Below are 17024 nucleotides of genomic sequence, written 5' to 3' on the forward strand. Positions count from 1 at the left end.
CCGCCGGTCGCCGGTCGCCTACTGGTTGCCGCAGGCCGACGCCGGGACGGCGTCGAGCCAGGGCAGGTCGTGCCCCATGCGGTCGCGCTTGGTGCGCAGATAGGTCAGGTTGTGCTCGCCCGCTCGCACGGGCACGGCCACGCGGTCGAGGACCTTCAGGCCGTGCCGCATCAGGGCGGCGGTCTTGTCGGGGTTGTTGGTCATCAGACGGAGGCTGCGTACCCCGAGGTCGTCCAGGATCCGGGCACCCGCGGCGTAGTCGCGGGAGTCGGCGGGCAGTCCCAGCTCGAGGTTGGCGTCCAGCGTGTCACGGCCGCGTTCCTGCAGCTCGTACGCGCGGAGCTTGGAGAGCAGCCCGATGCCCCGGCCCTCGTGGCCGCGGAGGTAGACGACGACGCCCCGCCCTTCCTCGGTGACGCGCTGCATGGACTCCCGCAGCTGGGGGCCGCAGTCGCAGCGCAGGGAGTGGAAGATGTCGCCGGTCAGGCACTCGGAGTGGACGCGCACCAGGACGTCCTCGCCGTCGCCGAGGTCGCCGTGGACGAGTGCGACGTGCTCGACGCCGTCCGTGGCGGAGCGGTAGCCGTAGGCCGTGAACGCGCCGTGCGCGGTGGGCAGGGCGACCTCGGCCTCGCGGCGGACGGCCGGCTCCGTTCGGCGGCGGTAGGCGATCAGGTCCTCGATGGAGATGATCGTGAGTCCGTGCTTGCGGGCGAACGGGACCAGTTCGGGCAGCCGCAGCATCACGCCGTCCTCGCCGGCGATCTCGACGATCGCCCCGGCGGGGCGCAGTCCGGCGAGCCGGGCGAGGTCCACGGCGGCCTCGGTGTGGCCGGGGCGCACCAGGACGCCGCCGGGCCGTGCGCGCAGCGGGAAGACATGGCCGGGGCGGACGAAGTCGGCCGCGTCGGCCGTGCCGCCCGCCAGCAGCCGCAGGGTGGTGGCGCGGTCGGCGGCCGCGATGCCGGTGGTCACGCCGTGCGCGGGCCCGGCGTCGACGGAGACGGTGAAGGCCGTGCTCATCGACTCGGTGTTGTGGGCCACCATCTGCGGCAGCTCGAGGCGCTCCAGTTCCTCGCCCTCCATGGGCGCGCAGATCAGTCCGCGGCACTCGCTCATCATGAACGCGACGATCTCGGGCGTGGCCTTCTCGGCGGCGATGACGAGGTCGCCCTCGTTCTCGCGGTTCTCGTCGTCGACGACCACGACCGGCAGGCCGGCGGCGATATCGCGGACGGCCTGCTCGACGGGATCGAGGCGGAGGTCCTCCCCGCCGCCGTCGGCCGGGAGCCACGGCGACGGGGCGAGCGGACCCGCCGGGTCCGGCAGGACGTTCGTGGGAGACGTACGGGCGCTCATGCTGCCGCTCCTTCCAGAGCAGGGGTCTTGCGGGACCGGAGCCACCAGTCGCGCAGGCCCCACAGGACGAGCGCGCCGTAGATGACGTAGACGAAGCCGGAGAACGCGTAGCCGTTGGCGAAGTTCAGCGGCACGCCGACGATGTCGACCAGCAGCCAGGCGAGCCAGAACTCGACCATGCCGCGGGCCTGGGCGTACATGGCGACGAGCGTGCCGACGAAGATGTACGCGTCCGGCCAGGGGTCCCATGACAGCGTGGGGTAGGCGGTGAAGAGCAGCGCGACGGCGACGGTGCCGAGCGCGGCCGCTGCGAGCATGAGGCCGCGCTCGGGCCAGGTGGCGAAGCGGACGGCGATGGAGCCGTCCTGCGTCTGCCTCCGGCCCCGGGTCCACTGCCACCAGCCCCAGACCGCCACGGTCATCACGACCACCTGCTTGCCTGCGCTGCCGGTGAGATGGGGGGCGAACGCGGCGAAGAGGACGAGGCCGGAGAGGAACTGGGCCGGCCAGGTCCAGATGGAGCGGCGCCAGCCGAGGGCGAGGGCGGTCAGCCCGATCACGTTGCCGATCATGTCGGACCACTTGATGTGCTGGCCGAAGGCGGTGAACGCCTCGGAGTTCAGCCAGTCGACGGCGCTCACCCGGCCGTCTCCCCCGCACGGCCGGGGCGCTCGCCGAGCATCCGCTCGACGTACTTGGCGATGACGTCGACCTCGAGGTTGACCGGGTCGCCCGGCTGCTTCCTGCCGAGCGTGGTCAGCGCGAGCGTGGTGGGGATCAGGCTGACGGTGAAGTGGTCGCGGCCCGCGTCGACGACGGTGAGGCTGACTCCGTCGACCGTGATGGAGCCCTTCTCCACGACGTACCGGGAGAGTTCCGCCGGGAGGGAGACCCTGACCACCTCCCAGTGCTCGGAGGGGATCCGCTCGACGATCGTGCCCGTGCCGTCCACGTGCCCCTGGACGAGGTGCCCTCCGAAGCGCCCGTCGGCGGCCATCGGACGCTCCAGGTTGACCGGGGAGCCAGGAGCGAGCGCGCCGAGACCGGAGCGCTTCAGGGTCTCGGCCATCACATCGGCGGTGAACTCGCCGCCGGCGGCCGCCACGACGGTGAGGCAGACGCCGTTGACGGCGATGGAGTCGCCGTGCCGTGCCCCCTCGGTGACGACGGGGCCGCGCAGCCGGAAGCGGGAGGCGTCGCCGAGGTTCTCCACAGCGGTGACCTCCCCCAGTTCTTCGACGATTCCGGTGAACACTGTCAGGCTCCCTTGGGGACGGTGGCGGTGATGCGCAGATCGGGCCCGAGACGCACCGACTCGGTTACGTCGAGCCGCAGCGCCTCGGTGATGGTGGCGATCCCGGCCTCGGCGAGGGCCGTGGGCCCCGCGCCGAGGAGTACGGGAGCGAGGTAGCCGACGACGCGGTCGACGGCGCCCGCGGCGACGAAGGACCCGGCGAGGGTGGGGCCGCCCTCGAGGAGCGCGGACCGGACTCCGCGCGTGTACAGCGCCTCGAGGAGGGCGGGGACGGACAGGCCGCGTCCGGTGCGGGGGAGCCGGAGCACGTCGGGGAGGCCGGTCTCGGCATCCTCGGCGACGGCGACGAGGGTGGGGGCGGCGCCGTCCAGGACGCGTGCGCCCGAACGCACGGCCCGGGCGTCCGTGTCGAGCACCACCCGCAGCGGCTGGGTGGCGCCGTCGACCCCGCGGACTGCGAGGTGGGGGTCGTCGGTACGGGCGGTACCCGAGCCGACGATCACCGCGTCGACCTCGGCGCGCAGCCGGTGGACGTCGGCTCGGGACTCCGGGGAGCTGATCCACCGGCTGGTCCCGTCGGCGGCGGCGATCCGGCCGTCGAGGGTGGCTGCGTACTTCCACACGACATGGGGGCGGCCCAGGCGCACGGCGGTGAGCCAGGCGGTGTTCCCCGCCGCCGCCTCCGCCTCGAGAAGGCCCTGCTCGACCCGGACGCCGGCCGCGCGCAGGGTGTCGCCTCCTCCGGTGGCCTGCGGGTTCGGGTCGGCGACTGCGTACACGACCCGGGCGATCCCGGCCTCGGTCAGGGCCAGGGCGCAGGGGCCGGTGCGACCGGTGTGGTTGCAGGGTTCGAGGGTGACGTACGCGGTGCCGCCCCGGGCGCGTTCGCCCGCTTCCCGGAGGGCGTGGATCTCCGCATGGGGTCCCCCGGCCCGCTGGTGGAAGCCCTCGCCCGCCCGGCGTCCGGACGCGTCGGTGATGACGCAACCGACGACCGGGTTGGGGCTGGTGGAGCCGAGACCGCGGGCGGCGAGCCCGACGGCTCGGCGCATGGCGTCCGTGTCGGCTGCGGTGGCCACCGGGTCCTCCTGCCTCTTCGGGCACGGACTCCGGGGCTGTCGATGTCGACAGGGAAGCGGGGCAGCACCGCGGGAACGCCGGCGTCCACGGTTCGGACCGCCCCGGGGATACCTCCGGCAACGGTCAGCCGCTGTGGCCGGCGGACCGCAAGAGCCGTCCGCCGCGCACTGCCTCCCATCCGGACTTTCACCGTCGGTCCAGGAGTTTCACCTGGTCAACCGGCCGCTGGCTGCGGACGGGTCGCGGACTGTAACCGCCGGTTCGGAATTGCACCGACCCCGGAGTGCGCTGCTGCTGATACAGGCCCAAGTGTGCCATGAGCGCCCGTGGGCCATACGGATGAACCCATGTGTGCTGGCTCACAGCGGACCGGACGCGAGCCGGCGGACCCGCGCGGCCGGACCGCATCGACGGCACGGCCGGCCGGCGCCGTTCACCGGACGGGGCCGGGTGATCGATGATGTACGCCGACACCACGGCTCCCGGGGAGGGCGGCTCGATGCCGATGCAGACGGCCTACGACAGGCGACGGCTGGGCGGGGCGCGCTGGGCCGTCGCCGCCGTCTTCGGTGTGCACGGCGCCGTGACCGGCAGCTTCGCCACCAGGATCCCCTGGATCCAGGACCACGCAGGCGTCAGTGCGGGCCAGTTGGGGCTGGCCCTCGCCTTCCCCGCCGTCGGCGCCTCGCTCGCGATGCCCCTCGCCGGAGCGGTCAGCCACCGGTACGGGGCGCGCGCCGCCCTGCGGGGGCTGCTCTCGCTGTGGACGCTGTCCCTGGTCCTCCCGGCACTCGCCGCCAACGTGTACACGCTGTGCGCCGCGCTGTTCGTGTACGGCGCCACCGCGGGGATGTCCGACGTCGCCATGAACGCCCTCGGCGTCGAGGTGGAGAACCGGCTGGACCGCTCGATCATGTCCGGCCTGCACGGGATGTGGAGTGTGGGCGCGCTCCTGGGCTCGGCGGCCGGCACGGTCGCCGCGCATCTCGGCACGGATGCGCGGCTCCACCATCTGCTCGCGTCCGCCGTGCTGACGGCCGTCGGGCTGCTGGCCTGCCAGGGGGTGCTCGACCTGCGCGGCTCCGCGGACGGGAAACCGCCGGGGTTCGCGCTGCCCCCGAGGTCCGCGTTGGCCATCGGCGCGATCGGTTTCTGCGGGGTGTTCGCCGAGGGCGCGAGCCTGGACTGGTCGGCGGTGTACCTGCGGGACGTACTGGGCACATCCGCGGGCCTGGCCGCCGCGTCCACCACGGCGTTCGCGCTGACGATGGCGGTCGCACGGCTGGCCGGCGACCGCGTCGTGGACAGGTTCGGCCCGGTCCGCACGGTCCGGGCCGGCGGGATGCTGGCGACGGCCGGCGGGGTGCTGGTGGTGACGGCGTCCCACCCGGCGGCCGCGATGGCGGGATTCGGCTGCATCGGCCTCGGTGTCGCCGCGGTGGTGCCGCTGGCGTTCTCGGCGGCCGGACGCAGCGGGACGAACCCGAGCCAGTCGATCGCGGGGGTGGCGACGATCACGTACACCTCCGGGCTGCTCGCCCCGTCCGCGATCGGCGGGATCGCCGATCTGACCTCGCTGGTGGTGTCGTTCGGGCTCGTGACGGTACTCGTGTCCGGGCTGGTGCTGGGGGCCGGAGTGCTGCGCGGCAGCGGCCGGACAGCGGCCCCCGGGGGCCCCGGGGAGCCCGGGGAGCCCGGGGAGCAGCGTCGGGCGGCTGCGCCCGCGCCTGATCTGCGGACGTAGCCGGGGGCGCCGCCACGGGCGTCGGAAGCGGAGTTCCACGCCCGCCCGACGGCCCCGGCCCCGCCCCTGACCCCGACCCGGCCCTGACCCGGCCCCGCCCAGCGAGCGCCGCAGGAGCCGCTGCCGGACGCGGGCACCTCCGCGTCGGGCGGGGCGGGGGCGACGGTCAGCCGGTCGCCAGCTCGAAGGCGTAGTCCGGTGTGAAGGTGCCGGCGGCGCCCCTGCATCCGTCCGACTCGCCCGGCAGCTTGACCCACAGGTAGGCGTCGATCCGGGCCTCCCCCGTCTCGGTGGTCGGGGTCCGCCCGAGGGCACGACCGGGCGGGTCGCACCAGGCGCCCTGCTCCGGAGCGCCGTTGCCGTTGCGGCTGGTGTCGATGACGGCTCCCTGTCCCGGGGGCCCGCCGAGGGCCTCCAGCACCCGGCGCGCGTACCGCACCTCGTCGCCGGTGCGGTGGAAGTTGGAGACATTGGTGAAGATGCCGTCGCCACTCGTGGCGGCGCCCGCCGCGCGCAGCTCCGCCGCCTGCCTCGCCGCCGGGTGCCACCCCGAGTGGCCTGCGTCGAAGTACACCCTCGCCCGCGGGTTGGCGGCCTTCATGGCGCGCGCGGCCCGGGCCAGCGAGGCGTAGCGGGCCGCCCGGAGGCCGTCGGACAGGCAGCCCGAGAGCGCGATCGAGTCGGGTTCGAGGATCACGATCACCGGCTGGTCACCGAGGCCGGCGGCGAACTCCCGCGTCCAGGCGTCGTAGGCGGCCAGGTCCGGCGCGCCGCCCTGGGAGGCACCGCCGCAGTCCCGGTCCGGGATCGCGTACGGCACCAGCACCGGCACCCGGCCCGCCGCGGCCGCGCCCGCCGTCACGGCCCGTACCTCGCCCGCGATGCGACCGGTCTCGTGCTCCGGAAACCAGACCGCGGCGGGGTGCGCGGCGATCCGCGACTCGATGAGCGGCCTGCGGGGATCATCCCGGTGCGCGCGTATCCAGTCCAGGACCTGGGAGCGCGGGTGGCGGTGCAGCCGGCCGGCGGCGGCCGGCGGCCCGGCGCCCGGTGCCGGGCGGCCCGCCGGCGACGCGGCGACGGGAGCCGCAGACCGCTCGGGCGATGGCGGCTGCCCCGACGGTTCCGGCGGCCCCGGCGGGTGCGCGGACGCGGACGCGGACGGCGGCGGGTGGCTCGGGCGGGCGGGCAGGGGGACGGTCACCGGCGAACTCCTCACCTCGGGCCCTGCCGTGTCGTCCTCGCCGCCGTGCCCGGCGGCCGATATCAGTCCTGCGACGGCTCCCAGTGCCACCACCGCGGAGGCCGCCGTGGTCATGACGCCGCGGCCGGCCGCGAGGCGCCGCCTGTTCCGTTCCCGCCGATCGGGTGCGCCTGGCATGCGCTGTGCTCCCCTCCCCCTGACCGCCGCGTCCGTGGCGTTCCCCCGATCCGGGGACACCTGCCGCCGGGCGGTGCGTGTCCGAGCCTATGCCTGGGACGCTGCCCCCATGGCGGAGATCGCACAGTACGCGGCCGGCGGCGAGGCACACGGCGCGCCGGTCGGCACGGTGCAAGCCCGGATGCGGGCGCTGCGTTCCGGCTGGCGGGTGGACGACGGGGTCGCGGTGTTCAACCGCGTGTATCTGGCCGTCACCGAGGAACTCGGCCGGCGCGTCGGCCAGGGCGAGTTCCCCGACCGCGGATCGGCCGCCACCCTGCGGGTTCTCTTCGCCGAGCGCTATCTGGCGGCAGTGGACACGGTGGCCGCGGGCGGCCGGGCACCGGCCTGCTGGCGTCCGCTGTTCCAGTTCCGCCGCCATCCCGGGGTACGCCCGATGCAGTTCGCACTGGCCGGGATCAATGCGCATGTCGGGCACGACCTCGGGCTGGCCGTGGTGGACACCTGCCGTACGCTCGGCTGCCGGCCGGCGGACCTCGAGGGGGACTTCTCCCGTGTGGGCGAGATCCTCACGATGCTGGAGGAACGCATCCGCGAAGATCTGATGCCCGGCCCCGATCTGCTGGAGATCACCGATCCGCTCACCCATCTGATCGGCTCCTGGAGCCTGGAGCGGGCCCACGACGGCGCCTGGTCGGCAGCGCGGCTGCTCTGGGGGCTGCGCGGACTCCCGGCACTCGCGGCGGAGTTCACCCAGCGGCTGGACGCCGGGGTGGGCCTGGTCGGACGCTGCCTGCTCACTCCGCTGCGCTGAGCGGGAGGCCCCGGGACGGCGTCCCGCCGGGTGGTCGTGGCGGTGCAGGCCGGCCCCGTCCCGGGGCGCGGACGGGGCCGGCGCCGGCGGGGGTTCCCGGCCCGGCCGACGGCTGGGGTGACCTCCCGGGGCGGGGCGGGACCGGGAGAGCCGGCGCACCGGAGTGCGTGTCATGGCGTCCCGGTGGAAGCCGCGTCGCGTCCTCGCCGCCGGCCACCGCGGGTTCCCCCCGCGCCGACCGGCCGAAGGCGCTCTCCCGGCACGCCCTCAGTCCTCGGGAAGCTCCACCGGGGCGATCTCCTCGAAGAGGTCACCCGGGCCGGGGTTGGTGGCGTCGGTGGCGCCGCCGAGGTGGTGCATCACGCCCCACACGGCGTTGAGCGCCGTCTGCACCGCGCCCTCGGCCCAGCCCGCCGTCCACGAGATGTCGTCGCCGGCGAGGAAGATGCCGCGCTTGTCGTCGGGCAGCCGGTCCTGCATGAAGTGGGTGAACAGCCGCCGCTGGTAGCGGTAGTGGCCCGGCAGGTTGGCCTTGAACGCGCCCATGAAGTAGGGCTCGCCCTCCCAGGACACGGTCACCGGGTTGCCGATGATGTGCTTGCGGATGTCGACCTTCGGGTAGATCTCGCCGAGCGACTTCAGCATGACCTCCATGCGCTCGCTCGCCGACAGCGGGAGCCACTTCAGGCTGTCGTCGCACCAGGTGTAGGAGAGGCAGATGACGGCGGGCTTGTCCGGGCCGTCGTCCAGCAGGTAGGTGCCGCGCGTCATCCGGTCGGTGAGCGTCATCGACATCACGTCGCGGCCGGTCTGCTCGTCCTTGTCCAGCCAGAACGGCCGGTCCACCGGCACGAACAGCTTGGACGACTCCATGTAGTGGGTGCGCTCGATCGCCGTCCAGTGGTCGATGGGGAACAGCGAGTCGTCACAGGCGATCTTGGAGAGCAGCATCCAGGACTGCGCGGTGAAGACCGCCGCCTGGTAGGTGCGGATGTCGCCGGAGGCATCCGTGACGGTGATGCGGTTGCCCGCGGTGCGGTGCAGCCGCATCACGGCGGGCCGGGGCTCCCCGTCCGTGTGCAGCGTGGCGAGCGAGGTGCCGTACGTCCAGTGCGTGATCTTCTCCGGCATGCGCTCCCAGAGGCGCAGCGGCAGCTGCTGGGAGCCGCCGACGATGCCGCGGTGGTGGTCGTCGGCCTCGGTGTAGACGACGCGGAGGATCTCCAGGATGGAGTTGGGGAAGTCGGTGTCCCAGCCGCCGGTGCCGAAGCCGACCTGGCCGAAGATCTCCCGGTGCCGGAAGGACCTGAAGGCCTCGGAGGCGCAGAGGAAGCCGTAGAAGGTCTGGTCGTCGAGCCTCTCGACGAGCTTCGCCCAGATCTCGCGGATCCGCGGCACGTCCCGCTCGCGCAGGGCGCGGTTCATGTCGGAGAAGTCCGCGCCCTCCTCCAGGCAGTCGTTCCAGGCCTTCGCGACGTCGCGGTAGACCTGCGGGAGGTCGTCGATGGTCTGCGCGTAGTGCGACTCGCCCTTGAGGTCGACGACGGTCGAGGGGGTGGCCTCGGCGAGCGGGTTGGGGAAGGGCCGGGTCTCCAGCCCCACCAGGTCGATGTAGTGCTGCAGCGCCGTCGAGGAGGGCGGGAAGCGCATGGCGCCCATCTCGGCGGTGAGCGACGGGTCGCAGCCCTCGAAGCCCACCGTGCGCAGTCGGCCGCCGATCCGGTCCGCCTCGTAGACGACCGGCTTGAGCCCCATCTTCATCAGCTCGTACGCGGCGACGATGCCGGAGAGTCCACCGCCGATGACCGCGACCTCGGTGCCGTGCTCGGTCGCGGGTATCTGGCCCAGGCCCGCCGGGTGCGCCAGGAAGTCGTCGTAGGCGTAGGGGAAGTCCGGCCCGAACATGGTGATGGGCGGCTGCGCGCCGGTGTGCGGGACGGACGTGGGCACCGTGGACGTCATGGGTGTTGCTCCTGGTGGGCGGGGCGGGGGGAAGGTCTCAGCGGGCGAGCGGCCCGTACAGGCCGGGTCTGCGGTCGCGCAGATAGGGGTTGCCGGCGCGGGAGGCTGCCAGCAGGTCCGGGTCGGCGTCGCCGGTCACCAGGTCCTCTCCGAGGCCCCCGCGGGCCCGGACGATGCCGTCGGGACCCGCGAGGCAGCTCAGCCCGGCGAAGTCGAACTCGCCCTCGGGGCCCGTGCGGTTGGCGTACGCCACATACATCTGGCTCTCGAAGGCGCGGACCGGGAGGAGCTTCTCGGCGACGAACCGGAACGGGTTCATCAGTGCGGTCGGCACCACCAGCAGGTCCGTGCCCGCCAGGGCGTGGGCGCGGACGTTCTCCGGGAACTCGACGTCATAGCAGATCAGCAGCCCGACCCGGAGGCCGCCCAGCTCGGCCTGGACGACCGGCTCGTCGCCGGGGGTGAACCACTCCCGCTCGAAGCAGCCGAAGAGGTGGGTCTTGCGGTAGTTCGCGAGGCGCGCGCCGCCGGGACCGATCAGCTGCGCGGCGTTGTAGACCGCCTCCGCGTCGTCGCCGGTGCCGCGCTCCGGGTAGCCGTAGGCGACGGCGATCCCGTGCCGGGCGGCGATCGCGGCGATGGCGCGAGCGGAGGCGCCGTCGGCGGCCTCGGCGAGGCGGTGCACATCGGCGCCGATCGCGTACCCGGTGAGGAACATCTCCGGCGCGGCGAGGAGGCCGGCCCCCTCGGCGGCGGCCCGGGCCGCGTGGGCGTCGAGGATCTCGAGGTTCTTCGCGATGTCGCCGGGGACCCCGGAGCTCTGGAGCAGGGCGGTGCGCAGCGGCGGCATGGACCTACCTCGGAAGGAGTGGGTGAAGGGTGAGCAGGAAGGCGGGAAGGCAGGGGGACGGGGTGCGGACGGGATGGGGACGGGGTGCTTGAGGCAGGGGATGCGGGGGATGCGGGGGTGCGGTGCCGGGGAGACGGGGAGACGGGGAGACGGGGAGACGTCGAAAACCGTATGTTCCGGCCAACCGCCGGGACAAGACGGGACCGTTGCAAGGGGAGTCTCGATCTGTTGCGTGCATCGGGAGTGCATCGGCGATTCGTTGCGCCGGGGAGTTCGGCGCCCCTGAGCCTCGGCGCCCGGCACACCACGCGGTGTGCGGCACGGCGTCCGGCTCACGGTGCGGTGTGCGGCATCCGGGAGTGCATGCCTCCCGGGGCGAGGTGCGGCAGGGGCCGGCCTGCCGCCCGCCGGGGCGGGGCTGTGCCCCGAGGGGATCAGGCCGGTGCCCCCGAGGAGAACCGCCTGAGCAGGGGCGACAGCACCAGGACCGATTTGGTCCGCTCCACGAAGGGCTCGCCTGCGATCCGCTCCAGGACACGCTCGAAGTGGCGCATATCGGATGCGAAGACCTGGACGATCGCGTCCGCCTCACCGGTGACGGTGGAAGCGGATGCGACTTCCGGATACCGCGCGAGGCCGCGCTTGATGGTCTCGGGCGAGGTGTTGCTGCGTGCGTGGATCTCGATGAACCCCTCGGTCTCCCAGCCCATCGCGCCCGGGTCGACACGGACGGTGAAGCCGGTGATGACCCCATCCGCCCTGAGCCTGTCCACGCGCCGTTTGACGGCGGGCGCCGACAGGCCGACGAGCGAGCCGATGTCTGCGTAGGAACGGCGGGCGTCCTCGGCGAGGGCGTGGACGATGCGTTCGTCGAGATCGTTCAGTCGCACGGGGGGTGGATCACTTCTCTGCGGTTGCCATCCGGGAGCGGCGAAGGCCGTAGAGGAAGTAGAACACGAGCCCGACGGCCATCCAGCCAGCGAACCACGCCCAGGTGACGCCCGGGAGGCTGAGCAGCATGTAGGCGCAGCAGAGGAAGCCGAGGACCGGCGTGACGGGGAAGAGCATCACCGTGAAGGTGCGGTTCATGTCCGGGCGCTTCCACCGCAGGATGACCACGGCCACGTTGACCAGGGCGAAGGCGAAGAGGGTGCCGATGCTCGTGGCGTTCGCCAGTTCACCGAGCGGGATGAAGGCCGCGAGCACACCGCAGAACAGCGAGACGATCACCGTGTTGGCCCGCGGCGCGCCCGTCCTCTCGTTCACCTTGGCGAAGACCTTGGGGACCAGGCCGTCACGGGACATCGCGAACAGGATGCGGGTCTGGCCGTACAGCACAGCGAAGACGACGCTGGCGATCGCGACGACGGCGCCGGCGGCGAGCACCACACCCCAGAAGCTCTGGCCCGTGACGTCCTTCATGATCTGGGCGAGTGCCGCCTCGGTGCCCTCGAAGTCCTGCCAGGGCATGGCGCCGACCGCGACCAGGGCGACGAGGCAGTAGAGCACGGTGACGATCAGCAGCGACAGCATGATCGCCCGCGGGAGGTCCTTCTTCGGGTTCTTCGCCTCCTCACCCGCGGTGGAGGCGGCGTCGAAGCCGATGTAGGAGAAGAAGAGCATGGCAGCGGCGGCGCTGATGCCGGTGACGCCGAGCGGGGCGAGCGGGGCGTAGTTGCCGGCCTTGATGCCCATGAAGCCGATGCCGATGAAGAGCACCAGCGTGACGATCTTGACGGCGACCATGATCGCGTTGATCCGCGCGCTCTCCTTGGCGCCGCGCATCAGGAAGACCATGGCGAGCAGCACGACGAGGAGCGCGGGGAGGTTGATGAACCCGCCCTCCCCCACCGGGGCGGCGACGGCGCCGGGGATCGTCACCCCGATCGTGCCGTCGAGCAGTTCGTTGAGGTACTCGCCCCAGCCGACGGCGACGGCCGCGACGGAGACGCCGTACTCCAGCACCAGGCACCAGCCGCAGACCCAGGCGACCAGTTCGCCCATCGTGGCGTACGAGTACGAGTACGACGAGCCGGACACCGGCACGGTGCCGGCGAGTTCGGCGTACGACAGGGCCGAGAACAGGGCGGTGAGACCGGCGAGGACGAAGGAGATCGCGACGGCGGGGCCGGCCAGCGGCGTGGCCTCCCCGAGCACGACGAAGATGCCGGTACCCAGCGTGGCGCCGATGCTGATCATGGTCAGCTGCCACATGGTGAGCGAGCGGCGGAGCGTACCGCCTTCGCCCTGGCCTCCCTCGGCGACCAGCTGCTCGACGGGCTTGCGCCGCATCAGACGGCTGCCGAGGCTCTGAGCGGGGCCCCCGGGGTCCCTCTGGGGAGTGACGGGGGGCGCTGCGCCGTGGTCCAACACCGGGAAGGCTCCTTATCGCTGCCTATCGCTGCCTATCGCTGCCTACTGCTGCCTAGAGTTGCCTACTGCTGCCTAGAGTTGCCTAGAACTGCCTAGGACTGCCTAGAGCTGGCTGCTACTGGCTCTTGCTGCCTGCTGCTGCCAGTGGTGAGGCGGCGACCCGGCGCGGGCACGGCTGAGCACAGCCCGGAGCGCGGGGAATCGCCGAGCAGGCGGTCCCCGCCACTCCACGTACAGGCGTCGACCCTACGAGGTCGACGTTCCCGACCGTAATGCATGAGCTTTGCGCACCCGCGAATGATCGTTGCGCGCTGGGAGCGAAAGCAGAAGAACGTTGCATCGCCGTGCAAAGGTGTTCAGATCTCACGCAGCCGGTCGGCAATCTCCCTCAGACGGGACGGATCGTGCGCACCCCGGGGAGCGGGCGGCTCGAAGACCCGCACCAGACCCGACTCGGCGAGGTCGGCGAGGAGGACCCGGACGACCGCGAGAGGCATGTCGGCGTCCGCCGCGATCTCGGCAACCGACCGGGGGGCCCGACGCACCAGCTCCAGCAGTGCGGTGCGGGCATGGTCGAGCCACGGGTCCTGCTCGTCCCGTTCAACGGCCTTGACCTGCGACATCAGGTCGATGTGACGCCCGGCAGCGGGACGGGTCCGGCCACGGGTGACGGTGTACGGCCGCACCATCGAGCCGGTCTCGTCCTCGTACCAGTGATCGTTCACGGGCCTACGCGTCGGGTGCCTCGTCCGCCGATCTCGCGGGAACCGTCATATGCCGGCCCACGCGCTTGACGAGCAGCGCCATCTCGTGGGCGAGCTGCCCGACATCGGTCTCGGCGCCGCTGAGCACCGCCAGACGGCTGCCGCCGCCGGCCGGGGCGATGAAGAGATAGGCGCCGTCCCACATGACCATCGTCTGGCGGACCTTCCCGGCAGCGAATCGGGAACCGGTCTCGCCGGCGAGGCCCTGGAAGCCGGCGGACACGGCGGCAAGGTGCTCCGCGTCCCGCCGCGGCATGCCCCGGGACGCGCAGCTGACCAGGCCGTCCGCGCTGAGCAGGACGGCCTGCCGGACGTGGTCGGTCCGCTCCAGCAGGTCGTCGAGCAGCCAGCCGAGTCCGCTCGCGGTTATCTGTCCGGCCTCTCCGTCATATGGCTCAGCCATCGTCTCGTGTCCCTTCGTCGTCCTGGTTCCTCGACCCGTCCCCCGGCACGCTACCGGGCGGGCGGGCCCCGGCCCTTCGGCTCCCGCTCCGCCCGTCCTCACGCCGACCGCCACCGCCGGACGCGCCGCCGCTCCCGTACCCGGCCGGCTCCCCGCCGCGCCCCCGTTCGAGCCCTCGCTGGAAGGCCCCGAAGACAGCCCGCATCTCCTCCGCGCCGACCTCCCGTTCTCCCGGGCCGGACCCGTCCCGGCCCGGCCCGGGAGGCGGCTCGCCCAGCGGCGCGGCGAGGGACGCCTGCCGGATCCGCCTCGGCAGCGGCCCGGGCGCTGCGATACCGCGGAGCGGCCGGGCAGCACCGGGCCGGGGGGCGGGGCCCGCGCCGGTCACCGGCTGCTCCGGGCCTTCCCCCGGCAGCGGACCGGAGCGCGGTGCCGGGCCCGCGGGGGCCCCCGCTCCGGGGGCGTTGTCGCGGACGGTGCTCCGCCGCTCAGCCGGGGGGAGCACCGACTCGCCCGCTGCCGCCTCCTCGTGATCCTCGTCCCGTCCTCCGCCCGGGACGGGGATCACGAGCGGCTCAGGGGGCGGCCGCACATCCGGCTGCGGCTCCGGGACCGGGACCGGAACCGGCTGTGCGGCCGGGACCGAATCCGGATTCGCCGGCGCGTCCGTTTCCGAGTCCGCCTCCGAGTCCGCCTCCGAAGCAGCCCGGGAAGCCGCAGGCGGGCGCCGCGAGTCCGGATCGGCCGGACTGATGATCGCGTTCGGCAGCAGCACCACCGCGGTGGTCCCCCCGTAAGGGGAGCGGGTGAGGGTGACGGTGATGCCGTGCCGGGCGGCGAGACGGCCCACGATGTACAGGCCGAGGCGCTCGTCCTGCACCGGGTCGAAGGCACCCGGCCGCGACAGGGTGCGGTGGGCCCGGGCGAGTTCGTCGCCGTCCAGGCCGAGGCCGCGGTCGTCGATCTCCAGGACGAAGCCGTTGCGGGCCTCGCCCGTGCGCATGGTCACCCGGGTGTGCGGTGGGGAGAAGACCGTGGCGTTCTCGACCAGCTCGGCGAGGAGATGCACCATGTCCGCAACGGCATCCGCGCCGACGCGCACCGCGGGCATCGGGGGCACCACGACCCGGGTGTAGTCCTCGATCTCGCCGGTCGCGGCAGCCACCACGTCCACGAGCGGCACCGGTTCGCGCCACCGCCGTCCGGGCGCCGCGCCCGAGAGGATGATCAGGCCCTCGGCATGGCGCCGCATCCGGGTCGTCAGATGGTCGATACGGAAGAGTTCCCCGAGTGTGTCGGGGTCCGTCGTCCGCCGCTCCAGGGTGTCGACGAGCTTCGCCTGCCGGTGTATCAGCACCTGGTTCCGCCGTGCGATGTTCAGCAGTACGGCGAAGACGCCGCGCCGCAGGGTCGCCTGCTTGACCGCGGCCTCGACGGCCGCCCGGCGCGCCGCGTTGAGGGCCGTTCCGACCTGGGTGATCTCGTCGGGTTCACCGCCCCCGTCGGCGAAGTCGAGCGGCGGCGCGGCGGCGGCCGGGTCGACGTCCTCACCCGCACCGAGCCGTTCCATCACCTCGGGCAGCCGCCGGGTGGCGAGGACGTCCGCCGCGTCCCGCAGTTCCTCGAGCCGTCCCGCGATCCGCCGGCCGGCGCTCGCCGAGAGCCACACGGAGAGACCTGCGGCGGCGAGGCCGGCCACTCCGACGACGGCCGCCTCGGTCATCTCCCGGTAGGCGAAGGCGCGTCCGCGCCCGGCCGCGTTCAGCGCCGACTCGGTGCACAGCAGCATGTAGCGCCGCACCGCGCGGTCCGTGGTGGTCCGCCATGACGCGTCCGCGACGGCCCGGCCCGCCTTCGCCGCACCGGCCCGCAGCAGCGCGTCCTCTCCCGCGATCAGCGCCCGGTACTCGGGGCCCCGCTCGAAGTCCGTGAAGAGCTTGCGGGAGTCGGGGGGCAGAGCGGGGACGTAGGTGCGGTGGAAGACGCGCCGGTCCTCGATGGCCGCGGTGAGTGCGTCGTACTGGGCGTCGGTGACGACTCCGGCGGCCCGTGCCCCGGCGACGAGTGCGTCCTCTCGGGAGACGAACTCCCTGACCCGTACCAGCTCCACCACGACCTGCGCCTCGCGAGCGAGCTGTCCGGCCTGCAGCGCGGTGAGCTGGGACTGGACGTCGAAGGTCGGCTCGACGATCACCGTGTAGGCCTGCACCGCCTCGCCCCAGGACATCCGGCGCTCGACCACCCGGTCCCGCAGGTCCTCGAGCCCCGAGGCGGCCCTGACCATCGCGTCCAGGGACTCCCGCTGCCGGCCGGTGAGGTCCTCGCGGCGGTCCCGGTCCCCGAGGGCGTCGCGCATGGCCTGCACGGCCCGGTCGGTCGAGCGCTGCTGGGCCAGCAGCGCGGCGGCGTCGGCCGCACCGGCGTTGCGCCGGGGCGTGCCCAGATAGGCGGCCGCGAGCCGGCGTTCGATCTGGATCTGCCCGACTGCCGTGTCGACCGGGGTGCCGAACGCCTCGTACACGCTCTGCAGCCGGATCAGCGCCCGCAGATCCCCGGTCGCGGACACCACGGCGAAGCTCCAGAGCGCCAGCAGCGCCACGGCGGGCACCAGGGTGAGGGCCACGATCCTGCCGCGGATCGTGGGAGGGCGCAGTCGCCGGCGCATGGGCTCCCCCCGGACGTTCGGGACGTACGGCCAGCGGGGGTACTGCCGCCGGGTAGGGGCAGAAGCTACGCGATCACCGACTGGCCGCGCAATGCTTCCCGCCCGTACTGCAGCGGCCGCCGGGCCTGCGCGAGGCGGCCGCAACCGTCGGGCCTGCGCGAGGCCGCAACCGTCCGACCGGTATGAGGCGCCCATGACACGCATGACCGGCGGGCGGATACGAAGCCCTGCGCGGACGGCAAACGGGCTGCGGGCCTCGGGCCGAAGGGGCGGCTGCACATGCCGGCGGGCCCCGGTCCGGCCGGGAACGCCTCCCGGGCCATCGCGCGCCCGCACCCCGCCAGCGCCTCCGACCTCCACGCCCGACCCCCACA

14 protein-coding genes and 1 riboswitch are annotated in these 17024 nt (G+C 73.3%); of the genes, 2 read left to right on the forward strand and 12 right to left on the reverse strand.

The window, feature by feature from the left end:
• Positions 1–18: 18 nt before the first annotated feature.
• The 4 genes from SCWH03_RS22915 to ribD are packed head-to-tail and all read right to left on the reverse strand — an operon-like array spanning position 19 to position 3693.
• Complete coding sequence (locus SCWH03_RS22915; protein WP_254076964.1) at positions 19–1359, reverse strand: bifunctional 3,4-dihydroxy-2-butanone-4-phosphate synthase/GTP cyclohydrolase II; 1341 nt, start codon at positions 1357–1359, stop codon at positions 19–21.
• Entirely contained in the window at positions 1356–2000 is a 645-nt protein-coding gene (locus SCWH03_RS22920; RefSeq protein WP_173266191.1) for a nicotinamide mononucleotide transporter family protein, read from the reverse strand. The genes SCWH03_RS22915 and SCWH03_RS22920 overlap by 4 nt, the downstream gene beginning before the upstream one ends.
• Complete coding sequence (locus SCWH03_RS22925; RefSeq protein WP_173266192.1) at positions 1997–2614, reverse strand: riboflavin synthase; 618 nt, start codon at positions 2612–2614, stop codon at positions 1997–1999. The genes SCWH03_RS22920 and SCWH03_RS22925 overlap by 4 nt, the downstream gene beginning before the upstream one ends.
• A gap of 2 nt (positions 2615–2616) precedes the next feature.
• Positions 2617–3693 (reverse strand): bifunctional diaminohydroxyphosphoribosylaminopyrimidine deaminase/5-amino-6-(5-phosphoribosylamino)uracil reductase RibD, encoded by a 1077-nt coding sequence (gene ribD, locus SCWH03_RS22930; RefSeq protein ID WP_173266193.1) that lies wholly within the window; start codon positions 3691–3693, stop codon positions 2617–2619.
• Between the two features lie 161 nt (positions 3694–3854).
• Positions 3855–3985: riboswitch (FMN riboswitch) on the reverse strand.
• A 208-nt stretch (positions 3986–4193) separates the two neighbouring features.
• Here ribD and SCWH03_RS22935 point away from each other — a divergent pair.
• Complete coding sequence (locus SCWH03_RS22935; RefSeq protein ID WP_254076965.1) at positions 4194–5438, forward strand: MFS transporter; 1245 nt, start codon at positions 4194–4196, stop codon at positions 5436–5438.
• A 166-nt stretch (positions 5439–5604) separates the two neighbouring features.
• On the opposite strand, the gene SCWH03_RS22940 is transcribed toward SCWH03_RS22935, so the two are convergent.
• Positions 5605–6819 (reverse strand): glycoside hydrolase family 6 protein, encoded by a 1215-nt coding sequence (locus SCWH03_RS22940; protein ID WP_173266194.1) that lies wholly within the window; start codon positions 6817–6819, stop codon positions 5605–5607.
• A gap of 109 nt (positions 6820–6928) precedes the next feature.
• Between SCWH03_RS22940 and SCWH03_RS22945 the strand changes: the two genes are divergently transcribed.
• Entirely contained in the window at positions 6929–7633 is a 705-nt protein-coding gene (locus SCWH03_RS22945; RefSeq protein ID WP_173266195.1) for a DUF5995 family protein, read from the forward strand.
• A gap of 267 nt (positions 7634–7900) precedes the next feature.
• Here SCWH03_RS22945 and SCWH03_RS22950 read toward each other — a convergent pair whose 3' ends face one another.
• The 7 genes from SCWH03_RS22950 to SCWH03_RS22980 all read right to left on the reverse strand — a co-directional run bounded on the left by SCWH03_RS22950 (position 7901) and on the right by SCWH03_RS22980 (position 16650).
• Positions 7901–9595 carry a flavin monoamine oxidase family protein gene (locus SCWH03_RS22950; protein WP_173266196.1) on the reverse strand — a complete coding sequence of 565 codons (1695 nt, stop codon included), beginning with the start codon at positions 9593–9595 and terminating at the stop codon, positions 7901–7903.
• Between the two features lie 37 nt (positions 9596–9632).
• Positions 9633–10445 carry a carbon-nitrogen hydrolase family protein gene (locus SCWH03_RS22955; RefSeq protein WP_173266197.1) on the reverse strand — a complete coding sequence of 271 codons (813 nt, stop codon included), beginning with the start codon at positions 10443–10445 and terminating at the stop codon, positions 9633–9635.
• 434 nt (positions 10446–10879) lie between these two features.
• Positions 10880–11335 (reverse strand): Lrp/AsnC family transcriptional regulator, encoded by a 456-nt coding sequence (locus SCWH03_RS22960; RefSeq protein ID WP_173266198.1) that lies wholly within the window; start codon positions 11333–11335, stop codon positions 10880–10882.
• Positions 11336–11345: 10 nt separating this feature from the next.
• On the reverse strand, positions 11346–12818 hold the full coding sequence (locus SCWH03_RS22965) for an amino acid permease (protein ID WP_173266199.1): 1473 nt from the start codon (positions 12816–12818) through the stop codon (positions 11346–11348).
• Between the two features lie 356 nt (positions 12819–13174).
• Positions 13175–13543, reverse strand: coding sequence for a DUF742 domain-containing protein (locus tag SCWH03_RS22970; protein ID WP_173266200.1), 369 nt, complete (start codon positions 13541–13543; stop codon positions 13175–13177).
• Between the two features lie 4 nt (positions 13544–13547).
• On the reverse strand, positions 13548–13985 hold the full coding sequence (locus tag SCWH03_RS22975) for a roadblock/LC7 domain-containing protein (protein WP_173266201.1): 438 nt from the start codon (positions 13983–13985) through the stop codon (positions 13548–13550).
• On the reverse strand, positions 13978–16650 hold the full coding sequence (locus SCWH03_RS22980; RefSeq protein ID WP_254076966.1) for a sensor histidine kinase: 2673 nt from the start codon (positions 16648–16650) through the stop codon (positions 13978–13980). The genes SCWH03_RS22975 and SCWH03_RS22980 overlap by 8 nt, the downstream gene beginning before the upstream one ends.
• Positions 16651–17024 lie beyond the last annotated feature (374 nt).

This window comes from Streptomyces pacificus (assembly GCF_011766325.1).
In the GTDB taxonomy this organism is placed as follows: Bacteria; Actinomycetota; Actinomycetes; order Streptomycetales; family Streptomycetaceae; genus Streptomyces; species Streptomyces pacificus.